The organism is Saccharibacillus deserti (genome assembly GCF_013618475.1).
Taxonomy (GTDB): domain Bacteria; phylum Bacillota; class Bacilli; order Paenibacillales; family Paenibacillaceae; genus Saccharibacillus; species Saccharibacillus deserti.
Genome location: NZ_JABJVN010000001.1, coordinates 1116417 through 1138530 on the forward strand (window position 1 = coordinate 1116417; position 22114 = coordinate 1138530).

20 protein-coding genes are annotated in these 22114 nt (G+C 57.1%); 14 read left to right on the top strand and 6 right to left on the bottom strand.

Annotated features, from left to right (window positions below; all coding sequences use genetic code 11):
* Positions 1-331 precede the first annotated feature (331 nt).
* From HOP44_RS04995 to HOP44_RS05005, 3 genes are read left to right on the top strand one after another with little or no spacing between them, the layout of a single operon-like run.
* Complete coding sequence (locus HOP44_RS04995; RefSeq protein ID WP_172251052.1) at positions 332-1123, top strand: transporter substrate-binding domain-containing protein; 792 nt, start codon at positions 332-334, stop codon at positions 1121-1123.
* A gap of 30 nt (positions 1124-1153) precedes the next feature.
* Positions 1154-1819 carry an amino acid ABC transporter permease gene (locus tag HOP44_RS05000; protein WP_172251054.1) on the top strand — a complete coding sequence of 222 codons (666 nt, stop codon included), beginning with the start codon at positions 1154-1156 and terminating at the stop codon, positions 1817-1819.
* 49 nt (positions 1820-1868) lie between these two features.
* Positions 1869-2606: an amino acid ABC transporter ATP-binding protein gene (locus tag HOP44_RS05005; protein WP_281367768.1), complete on the top strand. Its 738-nt coding sequence runs from the start codon at positions 1869-1871 to the stop codon at positions 2604-2606.
* 84 nt (positions 2607-2690) lie between these two features.
* Here HOP44_RS05005 and HOP44_RS05010 read toward each other — a convergent pair whose 3' ends face one another.
* Positions 2691-3428 carry a MerR family transcriptional regulator gene (locus HOP44_RS05010; protein ID WP_172251056.1) on the bottom strand — a complete coding sequence of 246 codons (738 nt, stop codon included), beginning with the start codon at positions 3426-3428 and terminating at the stop codon, positions 2691-2693.
* A 184-nt stretch (positions 3429-3612) separates the two neighbouring features.
* Here HOP44_RS05010 and HOP44_RS05015 point away from each other — a divergent pair, with 184 nt between their 5' ends.
* The 5 genes from HOP44_RS05015 (at position 3613) to HOP44_RS05035 (ending at position 9400) form a co-directional block, all read left to right on the top strand.
* On the top strand, positions 3613-6120 hold the full coding sequence (locus HOP44_RS05015; RefSeq protein ID WP_172251058.1) for an ATP-binding cassette domain-containing protein: 2508 nt from the start codon (positions 3613-3615) through the stop codon (positions 6118-6120).
* 219 nt (positions 6121-6339) lie between these two features.
* A complete protein-coding gene (locus tag HOP44_RS05020; RefSeq protein WP_172251060.1) occupies positions 6340-6894 on the top strand; it encodes a biotin transporter BioY in 555 nt (184 codons plus the stop codon).
* Between the two features lies 1 nt (position 6895).
* Entirely contained in the window at positions 6896-7687 is a 792-nt protein-coding gene (locus tag HOP44_RS05025; protein ID WP_172251062.1) for an ATP-binding cassette domain-containing protein, read from the top strand.
* On the top strand, positions 7681-8601 hold the full coding sequence (locus HOP44_RS05030; protein WP_172251063.1) for an ATP-binding cassette domain-containing protein: 921 nt from the start codon (positions 7681-7683) through the stop codon (positions 8599-8601). Before HOP44_RS05025 ends, HOP44_RS05030 begins: the two co-directional genes overlap by 7 nt.
* Positions 8591-9400 (top strand): energy-coupling factor transporter transmembrane component T family protein, encoded by an 810-nt coding sequence (locus HOP44_RS05035; protein WP_172251065.1) that lies wholly within the window; start codon positions 8591-8593, stop codon positions 9398-9400. Before HOP44_RS05030 ends, HOP44_RS05035 begins: the two co-directional genes overlap by 11 nt.
* Before the next feature lie 470 nt (positions 9401-9870).
* Here the strand turns inward: HOP44_RS05035 and HOP44_RS05040 are convergent, their stop codons facing one another.
* Together HOP44_RS05040 and HOP44_RS05045 are read right to left on the bottom strand one after the other, a co-directional pair.
* Positions 9871-10824, bottom strand: coding sequence for an EamA family transporter (locus HOP44_RS05040; protein ID WP_172251067.1), 954 nt, complete (start codon positions 10822-10824; stop codon positions 9871-9873).
* Between the two features lie 198 nt (positions 10825-11022).
* A complete protein-coding gene (locus HOP44_RS05045; protein WP_172251069.1) occupies positions 11023-11907 on the bottom strand; it encodes a dihydrodipicolinate synthase family protein in 885 nt (294 codons plus the stop codon).
* 106 nt (positions 11908-12013) lie between these two features.
* Here HOP44_RS05045 and pdxR point away from each other — a divergent pair, with 106 nt between their 5' ends.
* Entirely contained in the window at positions 12014-13468 is a 1455-nt protein-coding gene (gene pdxR / locus HOP44_RS05050) for a MocR-like pyridoxine biosynthesis transcription factor PdxR (protein WP_172251071.1), read from the top strand.
* Between the two features lie 51 nt (positions 13469-13519).
* Here the strand turns inward: pdxR and HOP44_RS22990 are convergent, their stop codons facing one another.
* Positions 13520-13822, bottom strand: a complete 303-nt coding sequence (locus tag HOP44_RS22990) for a helix-turn-helix domain-containing protein (RefSeq protein WP_281367769.1) — start codon at positions 13820-13822, stop codon at positions 13520-13522.
* Here HOP44_RS22990 and HOP44_RS22730 point away from each other — a divergent pair.
* From HOP44_RS22730 to HOP44_RS05080, 4 genes are all read left to right on the top strand, one after another.
* Positions 13769-14833: an aldo/keto reductase gene (locus HOP44_RS22730; protein ID WP_343059787.1), complete on the top strand. Its 1065-nt coding sequence runs from the start codon at positions 13769-13771 to the stop codon at positions 14831-14833. The two genes, HOP44_RS22990 and HOP44_RS22730, sit on opposite strands and share 54 nt — an antisense overlap.
* Positions 14833-15759, top strand: a complete 927-nt coding sequence (locus HOP44_RS05070) for a zinc-binding alcohol dehydrogenase family protein (RefSeq protein WP_172251075.1) — start codon at positions 14833-14835, stop codon at positions 15757-15759. Before HOP44_RS22730 ends, HOP44_RS05070 begins: the two co-directional genes overlap by 1 nt.
* 423 nt (positions 15760-16182) lie before the next feature.
* Positions 16183-16419: a DUF896 domain-containing protein gene (locus tag HOP44_RS05075; protein WP_172251590.1), complete on the top strand. Its 237-nt coding sequence runs from the start codon at positions 16183-16185 to the stop codon at positions 16417-16419.
* A 246-nt stretch (positions 16420-16665) separates the two neighbouring features.
* A complete protein-coding gene (locus HOP44_RS05080; protein WP_172251077.1) occupies positions 16666-17952 on the top strand; it encodes a DUF3500 domain-containing protein in 1287 nt (428 codons plus the stop codon).
* Between the two features lie 392 nt (positions 17953-18344).
* Here the strand turns inward: HOP44_RS05080 and HOP44_RS05085 are convergent, their stop codons facing one another.
* Positions 18345-19028, bottom strand: coding sequence for an NAD(P)-dependent oxidoreductase (locus HOP44_RS05085; RefSeq protein WP_172251079.1), 684 nt, complete (start codon positions 19026-19028; stop codon positions 18345-18347).
* Positions 19029-19210: 182 nt separating this feature from the next.
* Between HOP44_RS05085 and HOP44_RS05090 the strand changes: the two genes are divergently transcribed.
* The gene (locus HOP44_RS05090) at positions 19211-19807 is read left to right on the top strand and encodes a TetR/AcrR family transcriptional regulator (protein WP_172251081.1); all 597 of its coding nucleotides are present in this window, start codon (positions 19211-19213) and stop codon (positions 19805-19807) included.
* A gap of 11 nt (positions 19808-19818) precedes the next feature.
* Here the strand turns inward: HOP44_RS05090 and HOP44_RS05095 are convergent, their stop codons facing one another.
* Positions 19819-21822, bottom strand: a complete 2004-nt coding sequence (locus tag HOP44_RS05095) for a TerD family protein (RefSeq protein WP_172251083.1) — start codon at positions 21820-21822, stop codon at positions 19819-19821.
* Positions 21823-22114 lie beyond the last annotated feature (292 nt).

Below are 22114 nucleotides of genomic sequence, written 5' to 3' on the forward strand. Positions count from 1 at the left end.
TCGACGAATATGAACTGAAAAAGCGATGGTTCTCCATATAACCGCTCGTGCGCGGTTATTTATTAAAACGATCCGAGAAAAACGCCAGACCCAACGAGATCGAGCTTTTTTTATTTACGCGTACGCTTCCGGACGCTCCGGCTTCAAACGGTCAGCGGTTGATCGACGGCGTCTGTCCATCGTCTTTGGCCGCGTCGAAATTGCCTTCGCCGAACCGCTCAGGACTTGCATACAGCCGCAATAGCTTGGTCGTCAGCTTAGATATAATGTGAGTTTCTTCCCGAACTTTGGGTAATTAAGGGTTGACTCAGCAAGGAAAGGAGACACGCACATGCTTAACCGGGCAAAAAAAATCGGATGCTTCTGGATCTCGGTGGCACTCATCGTGTTGACGGCAACCGGATGTGCAAAAGGAGAGCAGGCCGAAGGAGGGACGGGTCTGCTGCAAGACGATGAATTCGTATTTACGGCCTCCGGTGAATTTCGTCCGTTCAGCTATCTGAATGACGATCTGAGCATGTCCGGCTTCGATATCGAAGTGGGCAATGCGATTGCGAAAGAACTTGGCGTCAAGCCGGTAGCCAAACGGATGAAAATGGTCGGACTCGTCGAAGGGGTCAAAAACGGACGCGCGGACGCTGCGGTCGCCAGTTTGACGATCAACGATCTCCGCGCGAAGCATGTCCTGTTTTCCACGCCTTATTATTACTCGGGACCGCAGATCTTTACCCGTCCCGACAGTCCGATCCAGACCACGGACGACCTGCAGGGCAAAGAAATTGCCGTCGCCAAAGGGACCAGCTATCTGGATATCGCCAAACGGTACACCGGCAACGTTAAGACGTACGATAGCGATATCACCGCTCTGCAGGCGCTCGCCGATGGGCGGCATGATGCCGTCATTACGGATTTCGTAACCGGTCGAACCTCCATTCAGGAAGGGATCGAAGTGGAAGAACGCCAGCTGATCGAGCGAAGCGAGCAGGCGATCGTTGTTCCGACGGATAATCCGGTGCTGCTCAAGCGGATCAACGAAGCATTGGAGAACCTGCGGCAGGACGGCACCATGAAGAGAATCAGTGAGAAATACTTCGGCGAAGATATTACGACCAAGCCGGAATAACCCGCAGAGGGAAAGAAAGGATGTGTCCGAATGACCGGAATCGCGCACTTTTTTGAAACGTTTGCTAACAGCGGGGGCATGCTTACGCGTGCGATGCTGCTGACGCTCGAGCTGGCCGTCGTCTCCATTTTGCTAGGGATCGTGGTCGGGCTGTTTTTCGCACTGCTGAAATTGTCAGGCTGGAAAGGCGTGGCCTGGATCTCGGATGTCTACATTTATCTGGTCCGCGGAACGCCTCTGATCGTACAGATCTTTATCTTGTACTTCGGATTGAGCGGCCTGTTCCTTATCCCGGACTTCTGGGCGGCTTCGCTTGCGCTCGCGCTGCATAACGGAGCCTATATCGCGGAAATCTTCCGCGGTTCGATCCAGTCGATCGACAAAGGGCAGATGGAAGGCGCCACATCGCTCGGTATGAATCGTTCGCTGGCCATGCGCCGTATCATTTTGCCCCAGGCTTTCCGCCGGGCGCTTCCTCCGCTTGGCAACCAGTTCATCATCGGACTGAAAGACTCGTCGCTGGCGGCTTTCATATCGATGAACGAACTGTTCAACGTGGCGACGACGCTTGGATCGAACAATTTCGACGAGATGACCTATCTGCTGATCGTCGCCGTCTACTATCTCATTCTGGTCGGCCTGCTGACGCTGCTCGTTCGGGCGGTCGAACGCCGGATGGCCGTCAGCGAACGCTGATAACGGCCCGGTTTTCTGTTCAAATCCGAAGAAAGGGAGGGAGACCACAATGAAAGAAATGATTCGCCTGGAAGGATTGTCCAAATCGTTCGGCGAGCTGCAGGTGCTCAAAGGCATTGACCTGATCGTGGAGGAGAGCGAGGTGGTGTGCCTGATCGGCGTCAGCGGTTCGGGCAAAAGTACGCTGCTGCGCTGCCTGAACTTTCTGGAAGAAAGCAACGGCGGGAAGATCTGCATCGAAGGGCGGCAGATTGATCCCAAAACCGACGATCTTAACAAGATTCGCGAGAAAGTGGGCATGGTATTCCAGCATTTCAACCTGTTCCCGCATATGACGGTGCTGGAGAATGTAATCGAAGCGCCGGTCCGGGTCAAAAAAGTGCCGAAAGAGCAGGCGGTTCGCGAAGCGAAAGCGCTGCTGGACAAAGTGGGACTTGCGGAAAAATCCGACGTCTACCCCGGCAAATTGTCCGGCGGACAGAAGCAGCGCGTCGCGATCGCCCGCGCGCTGGCCATGAAGCCGGACATCATGCTGTTCGACGAGGCGACTTCCGCGCTCGATCCGGAACTGGTTGAAGAAGTTCTCCGAACGATGCGACAGTTGGCGGAAGAAGGCATGACCATGGTCGTCGTCACGCACGAGATGAATTTTGCCCGCGAAGTGGCCGATACGATCGTGTTTCTGCACGGCGGCAGCATTATCGAAAAAGCGCCTGCGGAACAGTTTTTCACGAATCCGCAGGCACCGGAAGCGCAGACCTTCCTGCAAACGACCGCATTCCGGTAAGGAATTCGCGCCAGGCGGCGGCAGGAGATAGCGACGCGGCTCACGGACGAATAAATAAAGGGCCTTCATAAAGATGAAGGCTCTTTATTTTGTTCCGGGAGATTCCTCCAGCATGCCGATATACCGCATCAATTCGGCAATGGCCGCGTACTGCCGTTCAAGCCGAAGGTTCAGTTTCTCCAGTGCGACCCGGAACGATTTCTCCACGGCGGGGAGGTTGCGGGTATCCAGATCGTCGAGCAGCTGCCGGATCGCCTCGATAAAATACACGGTCTGGCGCAGGCTGCTGATGACGATAATCCGCCGCAGCTCGCGCGGCGTAAACTCGCGGTATCCGTTCCGTGGATTGCGCCGCGGGCGGATCAGCCCTTCTTTTTCCCAGTGGCGTACCGCCGACGGATTGACGCCCGCGATCCGGGAAACTTCTCCGACACTCATCGAGTCCGTAATCTTCCGTCCGTTATATTTCGAGAAATCCGTTTGTTCGAGCTGCCGCATGACCTCCGTGATCCGGCTTTTTTCCGTATGGATCCGGGCCTGCTCGGCATTGAGTGCCCACAGCGCTTCTTCGATCTTCCGCTCCCGAATTTTGCGCATGACCGAGTAAGCGATCGGAATGGGATACGCCGCAAGCAGGAAGCGGAGCGAACGAAACGCCTGCATATGCGTCGGCGTATAAAGCCTGCGTCCGGCACCGACCCTCGGTACGTCGGGGATCAGCCCCTGCTGCTCGTAACTGCGCAGCGTCGTCGTGCTTACCCCCAGCGACTCGGCCGCCTGCTTGGGTGTCCGGTGCACATGATAAGGATTTTCGCTCTGCATGATTTCTTCTCCTTCCCTGTACCGATAACGCTAACCTTCAACTTGCACCTTCAAGTGCTACGACAACATTTAACCGGAAAAGACTCTGCCGTACAAGGGTTTTTCGGCATTCAACCGAAAGATTGCATGAATGTTATATGATCGAAGCAAGAACGTTCGCGAAGAACAGGAGAGGGGTACGTCCATGAATACAGGCAGCAGAAACAACGCCATTCAAGTCCGGGGAGCCCGGGAAGCCTATCTGAAATCGGTCGATCTGGATATTCCGCGGGAAAAGCTGGTCGTCTTCACGGGATTGTCGGGCTCGGGCAAATCGACGCTGGTCGAAACGATCTTCCAGGAAAGCCAGCGGCAGTACCTGGAAGCGGTCGGATACCAGGGAATTCGCAAGCCCAAAGTCGACGCGATCCGGTTCCTCTCGTCCGCCATTCAGATTACGCAGAGCGAATCGAACCGCAATCCCCGCTCGACGGTCGGGACGAAGACCCATATTTACACGGATCTGCGCATGATCTATGAAAAGCTCGGCGAGCGGGATTGTCCGCACTGCGGCGAACGGATCTCGGCCGCCGACTGCAGGGAAACGACAGTCAAGGCAGACGGGGAGTTCCGCGTCTACATGGACTGCAGCCGCTGCGGCGAACGGATGGACAAGCTGACCCGAAGCCATTTCTCCGCCAATACGAGAGAAGGCGCATGCCCGGAATGCCAAGGGCTCGGCAGTCTGCTCAGTCTGGCGCCGGAGCGCTGCGTTGACGAATCGCTGTCCCCGGAAGAAGGAGCCGTCGATTATTGGAACTCGGCGTACAAAGACTACCAAGTCGATCTGCTCCGCAAAGCCATGAAGCATTACGGCGTTCCGGTTTCCGGGGACACACCGGTTGGCCGATATACCGAAGCGCAGAAAGCCCTGCTGTACCACGGCGCCGAGTCGGAGGAAGTCAAACGTCTTTTCCCGCAGATTCCGCTTCCGAAAACGGTGTCCGCCGGACGCTTCGAAGGCGTGCTGACGACGCTGTGGAGACGGATGTCGGAGAAGGAAGGCGATGCCAAAGCGTTGAACCGTTATTTCGATTCGGTCAGCTGCCCTGCATGCGCCGGAGAACGTCTGAATCCGATCAGCCGCAGCGTCACGGTCGAAAACCGCAGACTGCCCGAGCTCAGCGCCTTGTCGCTGGAAGAGCTGGGGCAGTGGTTGGACGCTTTCGGCACGCAAGCCCGGAGGCCGGAGACGGCGGAAGCGGCCGGAGGAGATTCGGTCGGGATCTATCTCGAAGATCTAAAGACGAAGATCCGAAGATTGGAGCGGATCGGACTCGGCTATCTGTCGATCGACCGGCAGACGATTACGTTATCCGGCGGAGAAAGCCAGCGGATCAAGCTTGCGGCGGCGCTGGATTCCGATCTGACCGGAATGATGTATCTGCTCGACGAACCCACGATCGGGCTTCATCCGCGCGACACACAGGGCGTGATCGCGGTGCTGCAGCGGCTTCGGGATCTGGGCAACAGCGTGCTCGTCATCGAGCACGATACCGATGTCATGCAGGCGGCCGATCATGTGATCGACATGGGCCCGGGTTCCGGCAGGCACGGCGGCGAGGTCGTCGGACAAGGTACGCTTGAAGAGTTGATGCGAAGCGAGTCGTCCGTGACGGGCCGCTATCTGAGACGAGACAAACAACCTCCGCGTATCCCCCGCCCGGGAGACGGGTTATCGATCGGGATCGAGCATGCTTCGCTGCACAACCTGCAGAACGTCAGCGCAAGCTTTCCGACCGGCTGTTTGATCGCGGTCACCGGAGTGTCCGGCTCGGGCAAGTCTTCGCTGATCTTCGGCGTGCTGGCTGCGGCGGCCGATCCCGAGAACCGTTCCGACCGGCGCTTCGGACAGGTAACGGGTCTGGAAGCTTTCGAACGCGTCGTTACCATCAAGCAATCGGCGATTGCCAGAATGAAGCGTTCCAACATAGCCACCTACTCCGAAGCCTACGGGGAGATCCGCAAGCTGTACGGCGGTCTGGGCGCAGCCGCCTCTCGCGGTCTTTCGGCCAAAAGCTTCTCGTTCAACACCCCGGGCGGCCGCTGCGAAAACTGCGAAGGGCTTGGGACGATTACCAGCAGCATGCTCTTTTTTGAAAACATCGAAGAAATCTGTCCGGTCTGCGGAGGCAGGCAGTTCAGCGACGAAGTACTGGCCGTAACCTACCGGGGCCGTTCGATTCATGAAACGCTGCGGCTGTCGATCGAAGAAGCGGCGAGCGATTTCGCCGACCTTCCGAAACTCAACCGTATTCTGAATCTGCTGAACGATGTGGGACTGGGTTATCTGGAATTGGGACAGACGCTGACGACGCTCTCCGGCGGCGAAGCGCAGCGGTTGAAACTTGCCGTCGAGCTGCTTGGTTCGAAAGCCGAACGCATCTTGTATCTGATGGATGAACCGACGACGGGGCTGCATCCGGCGGACGTGGACCATTTTCTCGCACTGCTGAACCGGATGGTGGATTCCGGCAGTACCGTCGTGGTCGTCGAGCACAATATGCAGATGGTGGCGGCCGCGGACTGGATCGTCGATCTGGGTCCGGAAGGCGGCGTGAACGGCGGAAAAGTCGGGTTCAGCGGAACGCCGGCGGATCTGATTGCAGCGGGGCGCGGCGCGACAGCGGAACATTTAAGCAGACAGCAGTGAAAACGGGCGTTCCTTCGCCTGTCGGTTGTTCGCTCCAAGCGGATACCCGGCAGAGGAAGGGACGCTTTTTGGAATAGGCGTTAACCTGCCGCGGATCTATTGTTAACCCTTAATTATATTAATGGTTTACAATAAAAACTCGGCAAGTTATACTGCTAAAGGGTCGGAAGCGGCTGCTGTTTCCGGACTCCGCAGTCTATAGGTTGGAGGTCGATTGTATTGAAAACAAAAGAAATGGTATACGCGGCTTTGTTCGCCGCACTGATCGCGGTGCTGGGCATGATCCCGGCGATTCCGCTCGGATTCATCCCTGTCCCGATCACCCTGCAGACGCTGGGCGTGATGCTGGCAGGCGGTTTTTTGGGCAAAAAGACAGGCGCGCTCAGTCTCGTCTTGTTTATCGTATTGGTCGCGATCGGACTGCCGATTCTCGCCGGAGGCTCCGGCGGATTGGCTCCGCTTGTCGGACCGACGGCCGGTTATATCTTCAGTTGGCCGATCGCGGCTTTCTTCATCGGATGGGCATCGGAGAAAGTATGGCCCCGCCTGAAAACCTGGAAGCTGATTGCGATCAACGTCGTATTCGGCGTGATCCTCATCAATCTGATCGGCGCGCCGGTCATGGCTCTGATTACGAATACCCCGATCTGGCCGGGACTTGCCGCTTCCGCCGTGTTCCTGCCGGGCGATCTGATCAAAGCGGTCTTGGCCGCTATCGTTGCCGTTCAGGCCCGGGCGGTCAGCCCGATCGAAGAGAAAGTGCACGGCGCCTGAGATGCTGGAATTCGACGCGGTTCATTTTCATTATCGAAAAGGACGGGAAGTCCTGCGCGGTGCAACTTTCTCGGTCCAAGCCGGCGAATTTGTCTCGATCGTCGGAGGCAACGGAAGCGGCAAATCGACGCTGGCCAAACTGATGAACGGTCTGCTGATTCCCCGCGAAGGATCGGTCCGGCTCGACGGCGAACCGACTTCCGATCCGCATCATCTTCAATCGGTGCGCCGCGCGGTCGGGTTGATCTTCCAGAATCCCGACGACCAGTTCATCACGACCGGCGTAAGCGACGAGATCGTATTCGGACTGGAAAATATCCGCGTGCCCGCCGCAGAAATTGGCGAACGCGTCGTTCGGGCGCTTCGGGCGGTACGAATGGAACGTTACGCCGATTCGGCGCCGCACGAGCTGTCGGGCGGGCAGAAACAGCGCGCGGCTATCGCCGCGGTACTGGCGATGCGTCCGCGACTGATCGTATTCGACGAAGCGACCTCGATGCTCGATCCGCAGGGCAGAGCCGACGTACTTCAGTTGATGAAAGAACTGCATCGGCAGGGACTGACGGTCGTGCAGATCACGCATTATATGGACGAAGTACCGGCCTCGGACCGGGTTCTTCTGCTGGACCGGGGAGCGATCGCGTTCGACGGTACACCGGACGATTTCTTCGCTTCGGCCGACCTTGAATCTTACGCGCTGGAAAAACCGTTCGCCGTGCGTGTTCGCGAAGCGCTCGGCCTGACCGGTTCGCTGTCGGACGATTGGAAGGAGCGTGCGGCGTCCCAATGGTAAAAAGAAAGCTTGGGCCAAACGAATCCGTAAGCGGAAACGGAAGTCCGGCCTCTTACGAATTGCAAAATATTGAAGTCACGGTCGACGGACAATCGATCCTTCGGGATATCCGCTGCACCCTGCAGCAGGGAAGCTGGACATCGCTGATCGGTCCGACCGGCGCAGGCAAATCCACATTTGCCCGTCTCTGCAAAGGGCTGATACCCGATTACGCCGGCGAATACCGGATCGGCGGCCGCCCCGCCGCCAAAGACCGCAAAGGCCGGGCGCAGGTTCTGCCGGATATCGGGTTCGTTTTCCAATATCCGGAGCACCAGATCTTCGAGACGACGGTAGAACGCGAACTGGGCTTTGCGCTGCGTATGCGGGGCGATTCGCCCCGCGAGATCGAAGCGGCGATCTCGCGCATCCTGCCGATATTCGGCCTCGGCGAAGAACTGCTTGCGCAGTCGCCGCTGCTGCTCAGCGGCGGGCAGAAGCGGCGGATCGCGATCGCTTCCGTGCTGATTGCCGAGCCGAAGCTGCTTATTCTCGACGAGCCGACGGCCGCGCTCGATCCGCTGAGCCGCCGCGAGCTGCTGGATCTCCTGCACTCCTGGCAGCGGCGCGAAGAGCGGACGATCCTGTTCATTTCGCACCGGATGGAAGACGTGGCGGAGTATTCGGACCGGGTACTGCTGCTTCGCGAAGGCCGGCTGATCGGCGATCTGGAAACGAACGAACTGTTTCTCGGTCGCAGCGAGCTGCTGGAACAGGCGGGTCTTGTCCTGCCGGAGTCCGTTCAACTGCTGCAGCTGATCCGCGAGCTGTCCGGTGTCGACCTTCAGCCGGCGAGCTGCCGCGAAGACGAAATCATGCGGGTTGTGCAGGAAGCCTGGGAAGGTCGAAAGGGGAGAAGTACCTATGGCGAATAGACTGCTGATCGGTCAATTTGTCGAAGCCGATTCGATGCTGCACCGGCTCGATCCCCGTACCAAACTGCTCGGTATGCTGCCGCCGATGATCGCGCTGCTGAATATCCGCAGTTGGAGCGGGTACGGAGCGGCTGCCCTGCTCGTTCTGGGCCTCATGCTGCTCTCCCTCGTCCCGCTTCGCCGGTATCTGCGCGGTCTGCTGCCGATTCTGCCCGTACTGCTGTTCACACTGCTCTACCATATCCTGCTCGGACGCGGCGAGGGGGTGATCGCCTCGTACGGCGTTATCCGGATTACCGGGGAAGGCATACAGGAAGGACTGCGGATCTTCGCGCGCATCGTTCTGCTCATTTTGCTGGCTTCCGTATTGACCGGCACGACCCGGCCGCTGATCCTGGCGCAGGGATTGGAGCGGCTGCTGAAGCCGCTGTCCAAACTTCGCGTACCGGTCGAGCAGTTCTCGCTCATGATCGTGATCGCGATTCGCTTTATTCCGACCGTACTGGAAGAGGTCGAGCGGATTCAGCTCGCCAGGCGGGCCAGAGGTTTCGAGCCGACCGGCATGAATCCGATTCGCCGCCTGTTCGCGTCCGTCCCCGTACTCGTTCCGCTGCTGGTCACGACCGTGCGGCGCGCGGACAACCTGACGATGGCGATCGATGCACGCGCCTATGGAGACGGCCGCGGCCGAACCGTCTACCGGCCGCTTGCGCCCGGCGGCAAAGACGCTGCCGCGGCCGCCGCAATCGTGCTGGCGGCGGCACTGATCCTGGCGATCGATGTGCTGGCCGGGCGCTAAAAGAAGCCGCATACGAACATGCGGCAGACCCTTTTCCTCCAGCAGGCTTCAGCCCAGTGCGACTGCCGATTTACCTTGCTTTTCCCGGCTGCCTTTTATTCAAGCGGACTGCCGAAGAGAGATACCCAAACAGGAAGAACCCCAACGCTTTAAATAGAGCGTTGGGGTTCTTCCTGTTTTCAAGGCTTGATACTTCACTTCCCGCAGCGTACAGGATGCCTAACGAATCCTTCTATCGCTATCTGCCGATATTCAGCCTTTTACGCAATCTACCGAATCCTCGCAGCCTTATTTGCTGCAATTAGCCCGGTTGAAAGCCGTTTCGAATCAGATAGCGTGATGACGATTCGTTAAAAAAGGGGACTGTACGCTGGAGAGCAAACAGCGGGACCCGGATTCGTTAGAGCCAACGGACCGTCCATGTTCAGTTAAAAAACCAAGACTTCCGCGATACGGAAGTCTTCGCGGCGTCAGGAAGCGAGCCGCAGCACCAGAATGCCCGCCAAAGCCAGCAGAATCCCGAACGCTTCGCGCCGGCTCATGCTTTCTTTGAGATAGAAGCGCGCATACAGCAGCACGATCACGATGTTGAGCGCGATGATCGCGGATACGATCCCCGTAATCCCCACCTGCAGGGCGTTCAGCATCAGCACCATGCCGGCGATATTGGTCAATCCGACCGTCATGCCCCAGACCAAAGTACGCTGCGCGCTCCAGACGGGAGAAGAGACTGCGGCGGCGTTTTGCGGCCCGGCTATACTTTCCGGCGCCGCTTCCTCGCCAGCGCCGGACTTCCCGGTACCCGCAAACGGGGAAGACGAAGCCTTTTGACGAATGCGCATCCGGTCCGCCGCATACATGCCCAGAAACAGCAGCGTGCCCGATCCGAACATGGCGGTCAGTACCGGAAGCATGGAAGCGCCGGACAGAACCGATTGTTTGGAACTGAGATCCGTGAAGCTGTACAGCAGCATGGCAAGCGTGCCCCACTGCCAGCCGCGCAGCTGGCCGCCGCGCAGATCCTGTCCGTAGCGGACAACGACCAACGCCAGTACGACGATGCCGAAGCCGACAGCCTGCATGAAGCCAAGGGATTCTCCCCACAGCAGATAGGCGGCCAGCACCACGATCACGGGCGTCAGCGCGGAGAAGAACGCCACTACGGACGCTCGTCCCACTTCATATCCCCGATACAGCGACGCATTGGCGGCAAACGAGAACAGGCCCATCAGCACGCCGAACTGCACACCGCCGTTCCACGGCTGCTGCGCCCGCAGATTCAGCAGCAGCGAGATTAGCGCCCCGGATACGTACACGCCGACGAACAGCAAATTCCGGTCCGCCGGCCGCTGAGACGTCCATTGATACAAAATCCCTCTTACGCCGAAGCAGGCCGCCGCTCCGAGCGCATACAGAAACCACACCTTGAATCCAACCTCCCTGCGGATTCCACCCTTGTGTCGAGGGAAATCCAGAAATTACCGTTCTCTTGCGAGGAAGGCTTTATTTCACCCTTTCGCTTTAGAGCCCGTGGATTCCTTCATTCCCTATATATTCGTCATCGTTCTTGACCCGGATTTATGCCTGGCTGTCTGCTCGGATCGGCCGGACCGATCTTTCCGTTACCCCAGTCGATCCAGCAGCGGCGCAATTTGGCGGATCTCGGGCAGCGCGGCAGGCTTGAGCGGCAGAGGCAGCCCCGAAGCCTCCATCCAGCCCCGTTCGATCGCGATCGCCGCCGCCGCGCGCACACTGCCATGCCGGTCAAACAGCGACCAGATCGGTTCCAATTCCGCGCTTAGTCGCTGTGCTTCTTCGGCGTCTCCCGCCCGTGCGCTGCGCACGATATCCAGACAGGTCTGCGGAAACAGACCGCCAAGGACGGAATACCAGCCGTCGCAGCCCGCGAGCAGACCGGCTGCGCCCATCCGATCGCCGCTGACGCCGATCGTCATGCCTTCCGGAAGCAGCGTGCGCAGCGATTCCACCCGAAACCGGGCCTGCTCCGCTTCGTCCGGAACGCCGGGGATCTTGATCGAAGCGACCTGCGGCAGAGCGGCGATCCGTCCATGCAGCTCGTCGCTGAACGCAAAGCGCGTCGTACGCGGATTGTCATACACGCAGAGCGGGACGGACAGCGTACGCGATATCTGTTCGTACAGCGAATAGACTTCTTCGTCCGTCAGCGGTTGGTACGACACCGGCGCCAGCAGCACGGCGGATGCGCCCGCCTGCTGGGCATCTTCGGCCAACCGCAGCACGTCACGTGTGCGCAGCGCTCCGATCCCGGCCATAACGGGAATTCCGTCGGCGTGACGCACCGCGAGTTCGACCGTACGCCGGCGTTCTTCGCCGTCCAGATACATATAGCTTCCGGTCGAGCCCAGTACCCCGATCGAATGTACATGGGCCGCTGCAAGACGATCGATCATGGAGGCAAAAGCTTTTTCGTCGATCCCGTCTTGGATCAGCGGCGTCAGGGGAAAAGCGGATAATCCGGTAAACATAGGGGCACGCTCCTTTACTTTTGAGAGAAGATGTCGTTTATTATAAAGAATAAACTGGTCTGACCGACAGATCCAGATTCATCAAAAAGAAAGGGGCCAGAATACAATGCTCGAATTAACGCCGCTGCTGAACCCCGAACGGGACGAACCGCTGTATGCGCAGCTGTATACTTATGTACGCGAAGAGATCCGGGAGCAGCGTCTTGTCCCCGGCCGGCGTCTGCCTTCCCAGCGAAGCCTGGCCCGGCATCTGGGCGTCAGCCGCAATACGGTGGATGCCGCTTACCAGCAGCTGCTGGCGGAAGGCTACGTCCACAGCGAAGCGAGAAGAGGACTGTTTGTCGCCGAACTGCCGGATGACCTGCCTCCAAGCGGCCGTCGCATTCAGGAAAAAGATTCACCCCACGGCAGCGTGCAGGCGTTCGGTACGCTGCCCGAGCAGAACCGCCGGGCTGCGCCGACCTGCGATTTTCGCTATGGAGACATCGATACCGATCATTTCCCGTTCAAAGCGTGGAGAACCTTGGCGGCGCGAAGCCTGTCCGCGGAAAATGCCCATCTCCTGCTGTACGGGGAAGCCCGGGGAGAAATGGATTTGCGCAAGCAGATCGCAAAGTACGTCTACCAAGCAAGAGGCGTGTCGTGCCGCCCTGAGCAGATCGTGGTCGGAGCGGGAACGCCTTATCTGCTGGATCTTCTGCGCAGACTGATCGGAGACGGCGGACGGTATGCGATGGAAGACCCCGGTTATTTGCGGGCGCGCCGCGTTCTGGAGGAGAGCGGCCGCTCCGTTCTGTCGATTCCGCTCGACGAGCACGGCATCCGGGTAGACCGGCTTGCGGCGGCAGGCGCCAACACGGTATATGTCACGCCTTCGCACCAGTTTCCGCTGGGCATGATCATGCCGGCGGCACGCCGCCTCGAACTGATTCAATGGGCGCGCGAGCGCGGAGGCACGATTCTCGAGGACGACTACGACAGTGAGTTTCGGTACGAAGGCCGGCCTGTACCGTCGCTGCACAGTTTGGATCCTTACGGAAACACCGTTTATATGGGCACCTTTTCCAAATCATGGATGCCGTCGGCGCGGGTCGGTTATATCGTCCTGCCGGAGAAACTGCTGCCCGCCTACCGGCAATACGAGGATCTGTTCAAACAGACCGTGCCCCGGATCGAACAGCATACGCTCGGATTGTTTATGGAGAGCGGGGAATGGGAGCGGCACCTCAACCAGATGCGCCAGCTGTACAAAAAAAGATATACGGCGCTGCACGAAGCGATCGGCCGGGAATGGGGAGATTCGGTACGCGTGGTCGGTTCGGCGGCGGGTCTGCATGTGGTGCTGGAGCTTGGCGGCGCCCTGGCCGGACTCTCGGAACAGGACGCTATCGACGCCGCCAAACGCCGGGGCGTGATCGTGTACGGCGGCTCGGTTTTTCGGCACGATCCCGTAGAAAAAACTCCGGTGCGTCTTCTGCTCGGTTTTGCGGGACTTTCGGAAACGAAGATCGAACAGGGAATCTCTCTGCTGGGGCAGGCGTGGAGAGATCCCGAACGGTAACCTCTGCCCCTCGCCGGCTTTGATCGGACGCAGACTCGCCCTTTACTCCTTTCAATCCGAATAACGGCGTTTCCGGTAGCTTTTCGGGGTCGATCCGGTCAGCCCCTTGAACATGCGGTAAAAATGGGCCGTCGTTTCGTAGCCGCACCGACGGGAGATTTCCTCGATCGTCAGTTCCGTGGCCCGCAGCAGTTTTTTGGCGCGGATCATCCGTTTGGCATTGGCGTATTGGGTGAGGTTCATGGTCGTCAGCCGTTCAGAAACAGATCGCCGCTCTTTTTCTCGTACCCGTCCTGATCGATAAAAAAACGCCCCGCCCCCGGTGAATGTAGACCAGCTCGTAACGGTCGCCATCGCACCCACTACGGCGAACTATGCCGCCACGCCAAATTCACCGGCTTCCGTCTGACGGTCCAGGATATGCCGGACGCGTCCCGCATTCTGGAGCCGGCGTTCGTCGAAGCACTGCGGGGTTACGCCGACGAAGATATCCCGGTCGATCTGCTGGTAACGGCAGATCGGATGGATGAAGTGTTGGAACTGCTGCGGCAGGTGCCGCGGCTGAGGGGCATCGTCGACCATCTGGCCAAACCCGGTATCCGGGAGCGGCGGTTCGAACCGTGGGCGAGCCGGTTAAGCGAGTTGGCTCGTCTGCCGAATCTGTACGGCAAAATGTCCGGATTAGTCACGGAAGCCGATTCCGCCGCCTGGAAAACAGAAGACTTCGTTCCCTACATCCGGCATGCTCTGCATGCTTTCGGTCCGGAGCGTGTCCTGTTCGGCAGCGATTGGCCCGTCTGCCTGCTGGCGGCTCCCTATGGACAGGTAACGGAAATTTTGCGGCAGGCGCTTCCGGACGAATGGGGAGAGCGGGAAAGAGCGCTGCTGTTCGGCGGAAATGCCATCCTGTCGTACTGCCATTATTCGCTGAACGACAATTCGCTGCTCGGACTTCTGCCGCTGCTGCAGGAGAGAGGAGTCGGCGTCGTCAACGCGTCGCCGCTGTCGATGGGACTGCTCGGCACCCGCCCTATCGCCGGCTGGCATCCCGCGGGCGAGAAACTGAGAGCGGCCTGCCGCATGGCCGCAGAGCACTGCGCGGCGAAAGGCAGCGATATCGCAAAGCTGGCGGTCCAGTATTCGACGCGCAACGAACGAATCCCCACCACGCTTGTCAGCACGGCAACTCCGGCCAATATCGTCAAGAATGCGGCCTGGACCGACGAACCGCTGGACGAAGAACTGCTGCGGGAAGTGCTGGACATTCTGAAGCCGGTGCATAATGTCTCCTGGGTCAGCGGACGTCCGGAATACAACGGCTTTTCCGGCGAATCCGCGACGCAGACGGAAGGGGGCGGCCGATAATGCGGGGGATCGTCTGCGAAGAGATCGGACGCCTGGCGTGGCGCGAAGACCTGCCGGAGCCGATGCTTGCGTCCGGTCACGCGATCGTCCGCATCCGCCGGATCGGCATCTGCGGCACGGATCTGCACGCGTACCGGGGGAGACAGCCTTTTTTCGACTATCCGCGTATCCTGGGGCATGAACTGGCAGGCATCGTCGAAGAGATCGGCGAAAACGAGTCGGTCCTGCGCACCGGCGATCAGGTCAGCCTGATCCCGTATTTGCACTGCGGGCAATGCGGGGCATGCCGAAACGGAAAGACCAACTGCTGCCGGCAGATGCGGATGTTCGGCGTGCACGTGGACGGAGGCATGCGGGAGCGGGTCTCGATTCCGGTCAGCCGCCTGATCCGCACGGAAGGCTTGACGCTGGACCAGTCCGCGATGCTGGAGCCGCTTGCGATCGGCGCGCACGGCATTCGGCGCGCCGGCGTGCAGTCGGGCGGCACCGTACTGGTTATCGGCGCGGGGCCGATCGGACTCGGCGTCATGATTCTCGCCCGGCATGCCGGCGCGAACGTGATCGCGATGGACATCAACGAAGAGCGGCTGGCGTTCTGCCGCTCCTGGGCGGGCGTGGAACATACGCTGGCGGCGGACGGTGCGCCGAGGCGGCTCGAAGAACTGACGGGCGGCGAACTCGCTCCGGTCGTGATCGACGCGACCGGCAATGCGGCATCGATGATGGACGCGTTCCGCCTCGTCTCGCACGGCGGTTCGCTTGTGTATGTGGGTTTGGTCAAAGGCGAGATCGCGTTCGACGATCCGCATTTCCACAGCCGTGAGCTGACGCTGTCCGCCAGCCGCAACGCTACGCGGGAAGATTTCGATTTCGTGCTGGATGCGATGGCGTCGGGCGCGATCGACACGGACCGTTATCGAAGGTGATCAAGGCGATGGTGGACGTCGGCGATTAAAGCGGTGGGAGTCCTACAAATTGTCGGGTTCCTGATCGACGATCAGAAGTATCACGGGCAGGTCATCTATAACGACGGTACGCTGGCGGTTTATTGATCTTTGCGAGCCAAGCCCTTTCTCCTATAAAGAGTTGGCTTGTTTTTTTGCATGCAGAGGATAGACTCGCTTGAAAAAAAGAGTGTACAATAGATAGCGTTCGGTTCATTGGGAAACTCTGACCGGGCATTGATCGAAAACTCCCAAAAAGAAAAAGAATATTTCGCCAAAGAATTATTGACCGATATCGACGATACGGAACTTGCGGTGTTGAGAAAGGTACCGGGTCGATGGAATACGAACGTGGAGCGAATGAAAGCCAACGGGCAAACGAAATACGAAGGAGGCACAATCATGATGATTCCAAGTCTGGAACGCATTAACCAATTGTCGAAAAAAGCAAAAGCGGAAGGTTTGACGGAAGCGGAAAAAGAGGAGCAGGCCCTTCTTCGGAAAGAATATCTGCGGACCTTCCGCGGATCGGTCGATGAGCTCCTGCTGAACTCGACGATCGTCGATCCGCTGGGCGACGATGTTACTCCGGAGAAGCTTAGAGCCAAGCAGAACGAGAACGGTAAAAACAAACATCATTGATTCGCAGCTTTTGCCTCGTCGATTCGGGAACAACCGGTCGACGATTTTTTTATGGGAAGCTTCAATCTGCCCAAATTTCTGGAGGCATTTTTATCTTTTTATCCTTTGGTTTTAAATAAAGGTTGGTTTAAGGTTCTTCGGCAATAATGAAAGCAAGAAGACAAGAGCAGTTGCAGCGCTTCAGGCAGTGGCACCCAAGACGGAAGACAACCAAATCGCACCCATAAAAATCGGAGGTACAGTAACATGATGAACAAATGGATGATTAAAGGTATGACGGTAATGATCGCAGGTACGGTAGTATTGGCGGGATGCAGCAGCACGACCCCGACCGATACGGAAACAGCGGAAACAGCGGTAACGGAAACAACCGCCAGCGCAGCGACGACGGCCGACACGTCGACAACAAATACGACGGCGAACGAGACGGTATCGGTAGATTCGGGCGCAGGTGCCGAAGGCACGCCGCCGGGAGAGCCGCCGACGGGAGGAGCAGGAGGCACGCCGCCTGACGGCCAGGCCGGAGAAGCCAAAGATTCCATTATCGAGGTCGTGGAGCAGGTGGCGGCTGATACGGCGATTACCGAAGAATCGGACGAAGTCGAACTGGCCGACGCTTTTCTGGCTACCTTGACGGACGAAGAAAAGGAAACGGTCTCTTATGAGCTGACGGAAGAAAACGCAGTACACTGGACCAATCTGCCGGCGAATTCGACAAACCGGAACGGCGCCGCTCTTGGCGATCTGTCCGAAGAAAGCGTGGAAGCCGCATTGAAGCTGGCCAAAGCTTCGCTGAGCGAAGAAGGATTCGAAACGATGCTGAACATTATCCGCTCGGACGAGTTCCTGACGACGGATACGGGCCGTACGGAATGGGGGTCGGGACTGTATTATATTGCGATCCTGGGCACGCCTTCGGCTACCGATACCTGGATGCTGCAGATCAGCGGACACCACTTGGCGGAAAATCTCGTCTTCAACGGCGAAGAAGTCAGCGCGACGCCGCAGTTTACCGGCACGGAACCCCAGACATTCGAGCTGGACGGTACGACGTATTCCCCGGTCGAAACGCGTAAGGAAGGTATGTATGCCGTTATCGATTCGCTGGACGACACACAGCTTGCGACCGCGAAAATTTCGAAAAGTTTCACGGACGTCGTAGTCGGCGCAGGCCAAGACGGCCAGTTCCCGGAAAGCGAAGGGATTCGGTATGCGGAGCTGAACACGGAGCAGCAGGAATTGGTGAAAACGGCGATCCAGGCCTGGGTGAAGGACGCGAATAGCGAAACGTCCGAAACGCTGCTGACCGAATACTTGTCCGAAGAAGCGTTGGCCGAAACGTATATCGGCTGGTCCGGTTCGACAGATCCCGACGTCATCGGTTCGTACGTGAGAATCGACGGACCTCGGCTGTGGCTGGAAATGGCCGCTCAGCAAGGCGTAGCCTACAGCAGCGGCGAATCCGCCGAAGCACATTTCCATACGGTGTGGCGCGATAAAGTGTCAGATTACGCCGGCGAATTTACGGAGTAATCGCGAAAAGCTCGCCATCCCGAAAGATCCGTTATCGAATAGAAAGCAAAAAGGACCTTCAACTGAAGGTCCTTTTCTTAATTTTTGAGAGCGAGGCAAAGCAAAATCTTAAAAAGATTTATTTGAATTCCAAGCTTCTTCACAAAATCAGTATTTTGTACATATGTATAAACAGACTTTCTTAAAGCTCATTCGTCTTCTTTCGTCTTCTATTGTCATTGTCCATTCTTGAAATTTATTACTCAAAACATAAACAATTATGACTTAATTTATTTATATCCCTCGGTAAAGTCTCCAATAAGCATGGATAAATGTGAAAAACAAAAAAGAGTCTAATCAGCCAAACGGGCTGCCTAAACTCTTTTGATCCGAACTGCTTGAATCCCGAAAAATCAACGTCCAACGTTCACAACCGCTCCAATCCAGGTCGGTTCACTCCCTGCAGCCCGCACTAGGCAGTCGGCACAATCTGCGAACGACAATGGACGAAACGGAGCGATATGCGCCGACGGGCCTGCCGTATAATCCCGTGTGGCTGGGGACTTAGTCAGCCCCGCCGGTCGTACGATTACCCATTCCAGGCCGCTTCCCTGCACCGCATATTCGGCAGCCGCTTTATCTTTGATCGCTTTGGAGAAGACGCGCCGATTCAGACCGATCATGAACCGATCCAGAGCAGCCAGCTCTTTGCCATCGCTTAGGCCGATTCCGCTCTGCATCACAAGGCGATGGACGCCGGTACGCCGGCAGGCCTCAAGAAGATTCGGTATCCCTTCCGACATCACCGTACCCGGCGAGAAGTTTGCGGCCATCATGTCCAGAACTCCTTTGGACCGGCCGGAGCCTGCTGAACGGCCGCTTGGACCGATGCAGCTGATCACCGTATCGGTGCCCGCAACCGCTTCCGCCAAGCCGGCTTTATCATACACGTCAGCCTGCCGGATCCGGAGTCCTTGCTCGGCGGGTATGTTCTCCGGCCGCCGGGCTACCGCCACCACTTCATAGTCCAGTTCAAGCAGCCGCTCGACTACTTTTCGCCCGGTTTCCCCCGTTGCTCCGATTACCGCGATTTTCATCGACTATTCCCCTTTCGACAACCGCTCCTTTCGGCCCGGTTCGGTTCTCTACACTATCGTGCTCAAATGCACACTCGTGCAATAAAAAGCCGTTAGGTATAATTGTAGGGAAACGCGGAGAATCGGCAATGATCAAAAGGACCGCTTTCGTGCATTCATTCACACATCGGCTGTAATTGTGCATGATTTTCCGAAAAACAGGAGGTTTCTATAAGGTGAACACCGATCGAAGAAAACGCAAATCGCAGGAAGCGATCAAAAAGGCACTCGTTGAACTGATCACGGTCAAAAAATTCGATCAAATTACGATACAGGACATTTCCGATAAAGCGGACGTAGGTCGAAGAACGTTCTATCTTCATTACATGGATAAGTTCGACCTTTTGGATCAGCTTATCGAAGAACAGATGCAGGAGATGCGTCAGCTCTGCGATTCGTCCGAAAAAGACGCCGACTACAAGGAGATGGGATTATTGTGGTTTCAGTATTTTGAAAATCATTCCCTGTTTTTCTCCGCTATGCTGACGAATAAAGGAAGCTCTTTTTTTCGAAGTCGACTGCTTGAATTTTTTCTGCAGGAATTAAAAAGTACCGATGTGCAGAATCCGGAAAAACCCCATCCGAAGACGGCTAATCCGGATGAGGTCGATATTCAGTTTTTGGGAGCCGCTATCGTGGGCATCGTCGAATGGTGGTTTGAACAAGGAAAGCCCTTTCCCCCTGCCGTCATGGCTCAACGGGTCGGCTCTCTGCTTGAACGAAATCTGGAAATGACATAAACAACAGAACGTTAACCCACTTCCAACCCGTAAGCCCGGCAGGCCTCTTCCAACCCGCCCGCGAAAAACGTCTCCGACGTCGTGAACGCCCATTCCCCGTCAATCTTCCGGAACTGGCCCAGGACCAAGGTGTCGCATACCGCGCTCGGCATATACTCGAACGTATGATACAGATCCAGTTCGTTGTCGATCGTCAATTCCACTTTCCGCTTATAGGTGTCCAGCGAGCCGACGATTACGATCCGCGTACAGTGCTTCGGCAGCTTAACCAGGTCGAGCAGCAGCAGCTTTTCCCATAGATTATCGTTGATCAGCCGTACGCAGCCGCTCGGATGCTCCGCCTGATTATAGAAAATAAAATCGTCTTCGCCCGCACACACGTCATGCTCGTTCACGAGGAAAGCCGAAAGGTCGATGTCCACGTCGTCTTCCGAATTAAGCTTTGATAGCTTGAGCGTAAGCACTTTCCCGGGCGAGACGCCAATGCGTGAACGCAGCCGCTCTTCCGTCTTGTCTAGCTGCGTCTTGTCCCATACTTCAACTCCCAACTGCTCCGCCATCTGAAGCGCAGCACGGCTGAAATAGCTTGTCGCCACGACCATGTAGCTCTGACAGTCGTACATATTCGCGCCCGCGTATACTTCCTGGATCGCCCTCACCGGCACAACATTGCTGAAACATTTGAGCTGTACGGCCGTCCGGGTTTCGCCTTTGACCAGAATGAGATCTACTCCGTAGTCCGGCGCATAAGGATCGCTCGTCGGCACTTCGACTTCATAGCCGAGTTTGGTAAACAGATCCTGCATATGATATTCGAACGTACGCCCGTCGAGCGCGATCTCTTCCAGGACTTCCGGGGTAAAGGAGTAGGTCGTCGTCAGGTCGGGGATCCCGTAGCTCTGCGCCACCTGCTGCATGCCCGCCTCATAACCGTCGCCGATCGCGTTGAAGCGCCATTCCTCTTTGTAGGCATAGAGCGCCCCCAGTTCCAGAGCCGTATTGACCGAATCGTGTTCCATCTCGATGTCGTAGCGCAGCATTTCCCGGTTGTCGTAGGTCATGACGCGGATATACAGCTCTTCCGGAGCGCCATTCGGCATCACGAGTGTGAACAGGATTTTGTCGAGTCCCGCCTGACCCAGGGCGGTCAGATTGACCGTATACACTTCCATATCCTCCGTCGGCAGCTCGCGTCCATCCACGTGTGTCACCCCGACCGTCGACTTGTTCCCGAAAAAGGCGATGCTCTCCGCATCCGGAAGCCGATTGTCGGCCAGCAGCATCCCGGCCGTCAGACATTCGCCTTCCGACGTTTTCCAGCCGATCCCTACTTTCAGGTTGCTGTGACCGACGGGCGTTTTGGATCCTTTGACAACACTTTGGGAGTCCGAGCGGTCTTCGGTCCGAATCACGCGTACCCGTCCGCTCATCGGCAGGTCCGTTTTGTTGATATACTGAGTGAACTTGTTGAAAATCTTGCGGTAGAGGACCGACGTCGCAAGGCTCGAAATCTTCGGGGCATGCGTCAGCGTAATGTTCTTCGGCGTCTTCTGCGTGCAGCGCAGCGGATAGCCTTTGATCGAGATAAAGTTCCAGAACAGGTGCGGGGCATTCATGGAGGCGATCGGATTCAGGTAAGGCGTCACTTCCTCGTCCGTAAACCAGATAATATGCGTCAGTTCGCTCGTCGTGAACAGTTTGGAAAACAGGTCGATCTTCTCGCCGCGCAGCGGATCTTTGCCGTAGATCTCGTCTTTGAGATAAGTATGCGTATTCTCATGCGTAAACGGCGGCAGCCGGTAAAAGAAGCCATCCGACTGTGCCACAACCTTTACCGGTCCGGCAAACGTCAGCGGGGACAGCTTGTTGAATACCGTCTGCATATTGCTGCGCTTCATGTATTTTTGCAAACCCTCGGCGGCGTTCACGATCAGGATGACGTTCATTTTGTCGGCTTCGACGCCCTGACGGGTTAAGTAGGATTGATACGAACTTCGATAACTGCTGGAACCCATAATATTTCCTCCTTTGGTTCAAGAAGACCAGATGCTCCCTAAATAGTACTCTCTTTCCGACTGGAAGTGAATGACCAAAAAGAGAAAAAGATCCTGACCCAAACAAAAAAGAACCGCCTTCTCTCATCCAAGTTAGTCCCTGAACGACACTGCATACGGCCGAACATGCTATTCAAATGATGCGGCTGGACTGAAAAGAAAAAGCCACCAAAGGCGTCTTGTTCTGCGCCCTTGGTGGCTTTGTGTTTAACATGCTGCATTTACAGTTTGATACAGTTTGAACCGAACCATC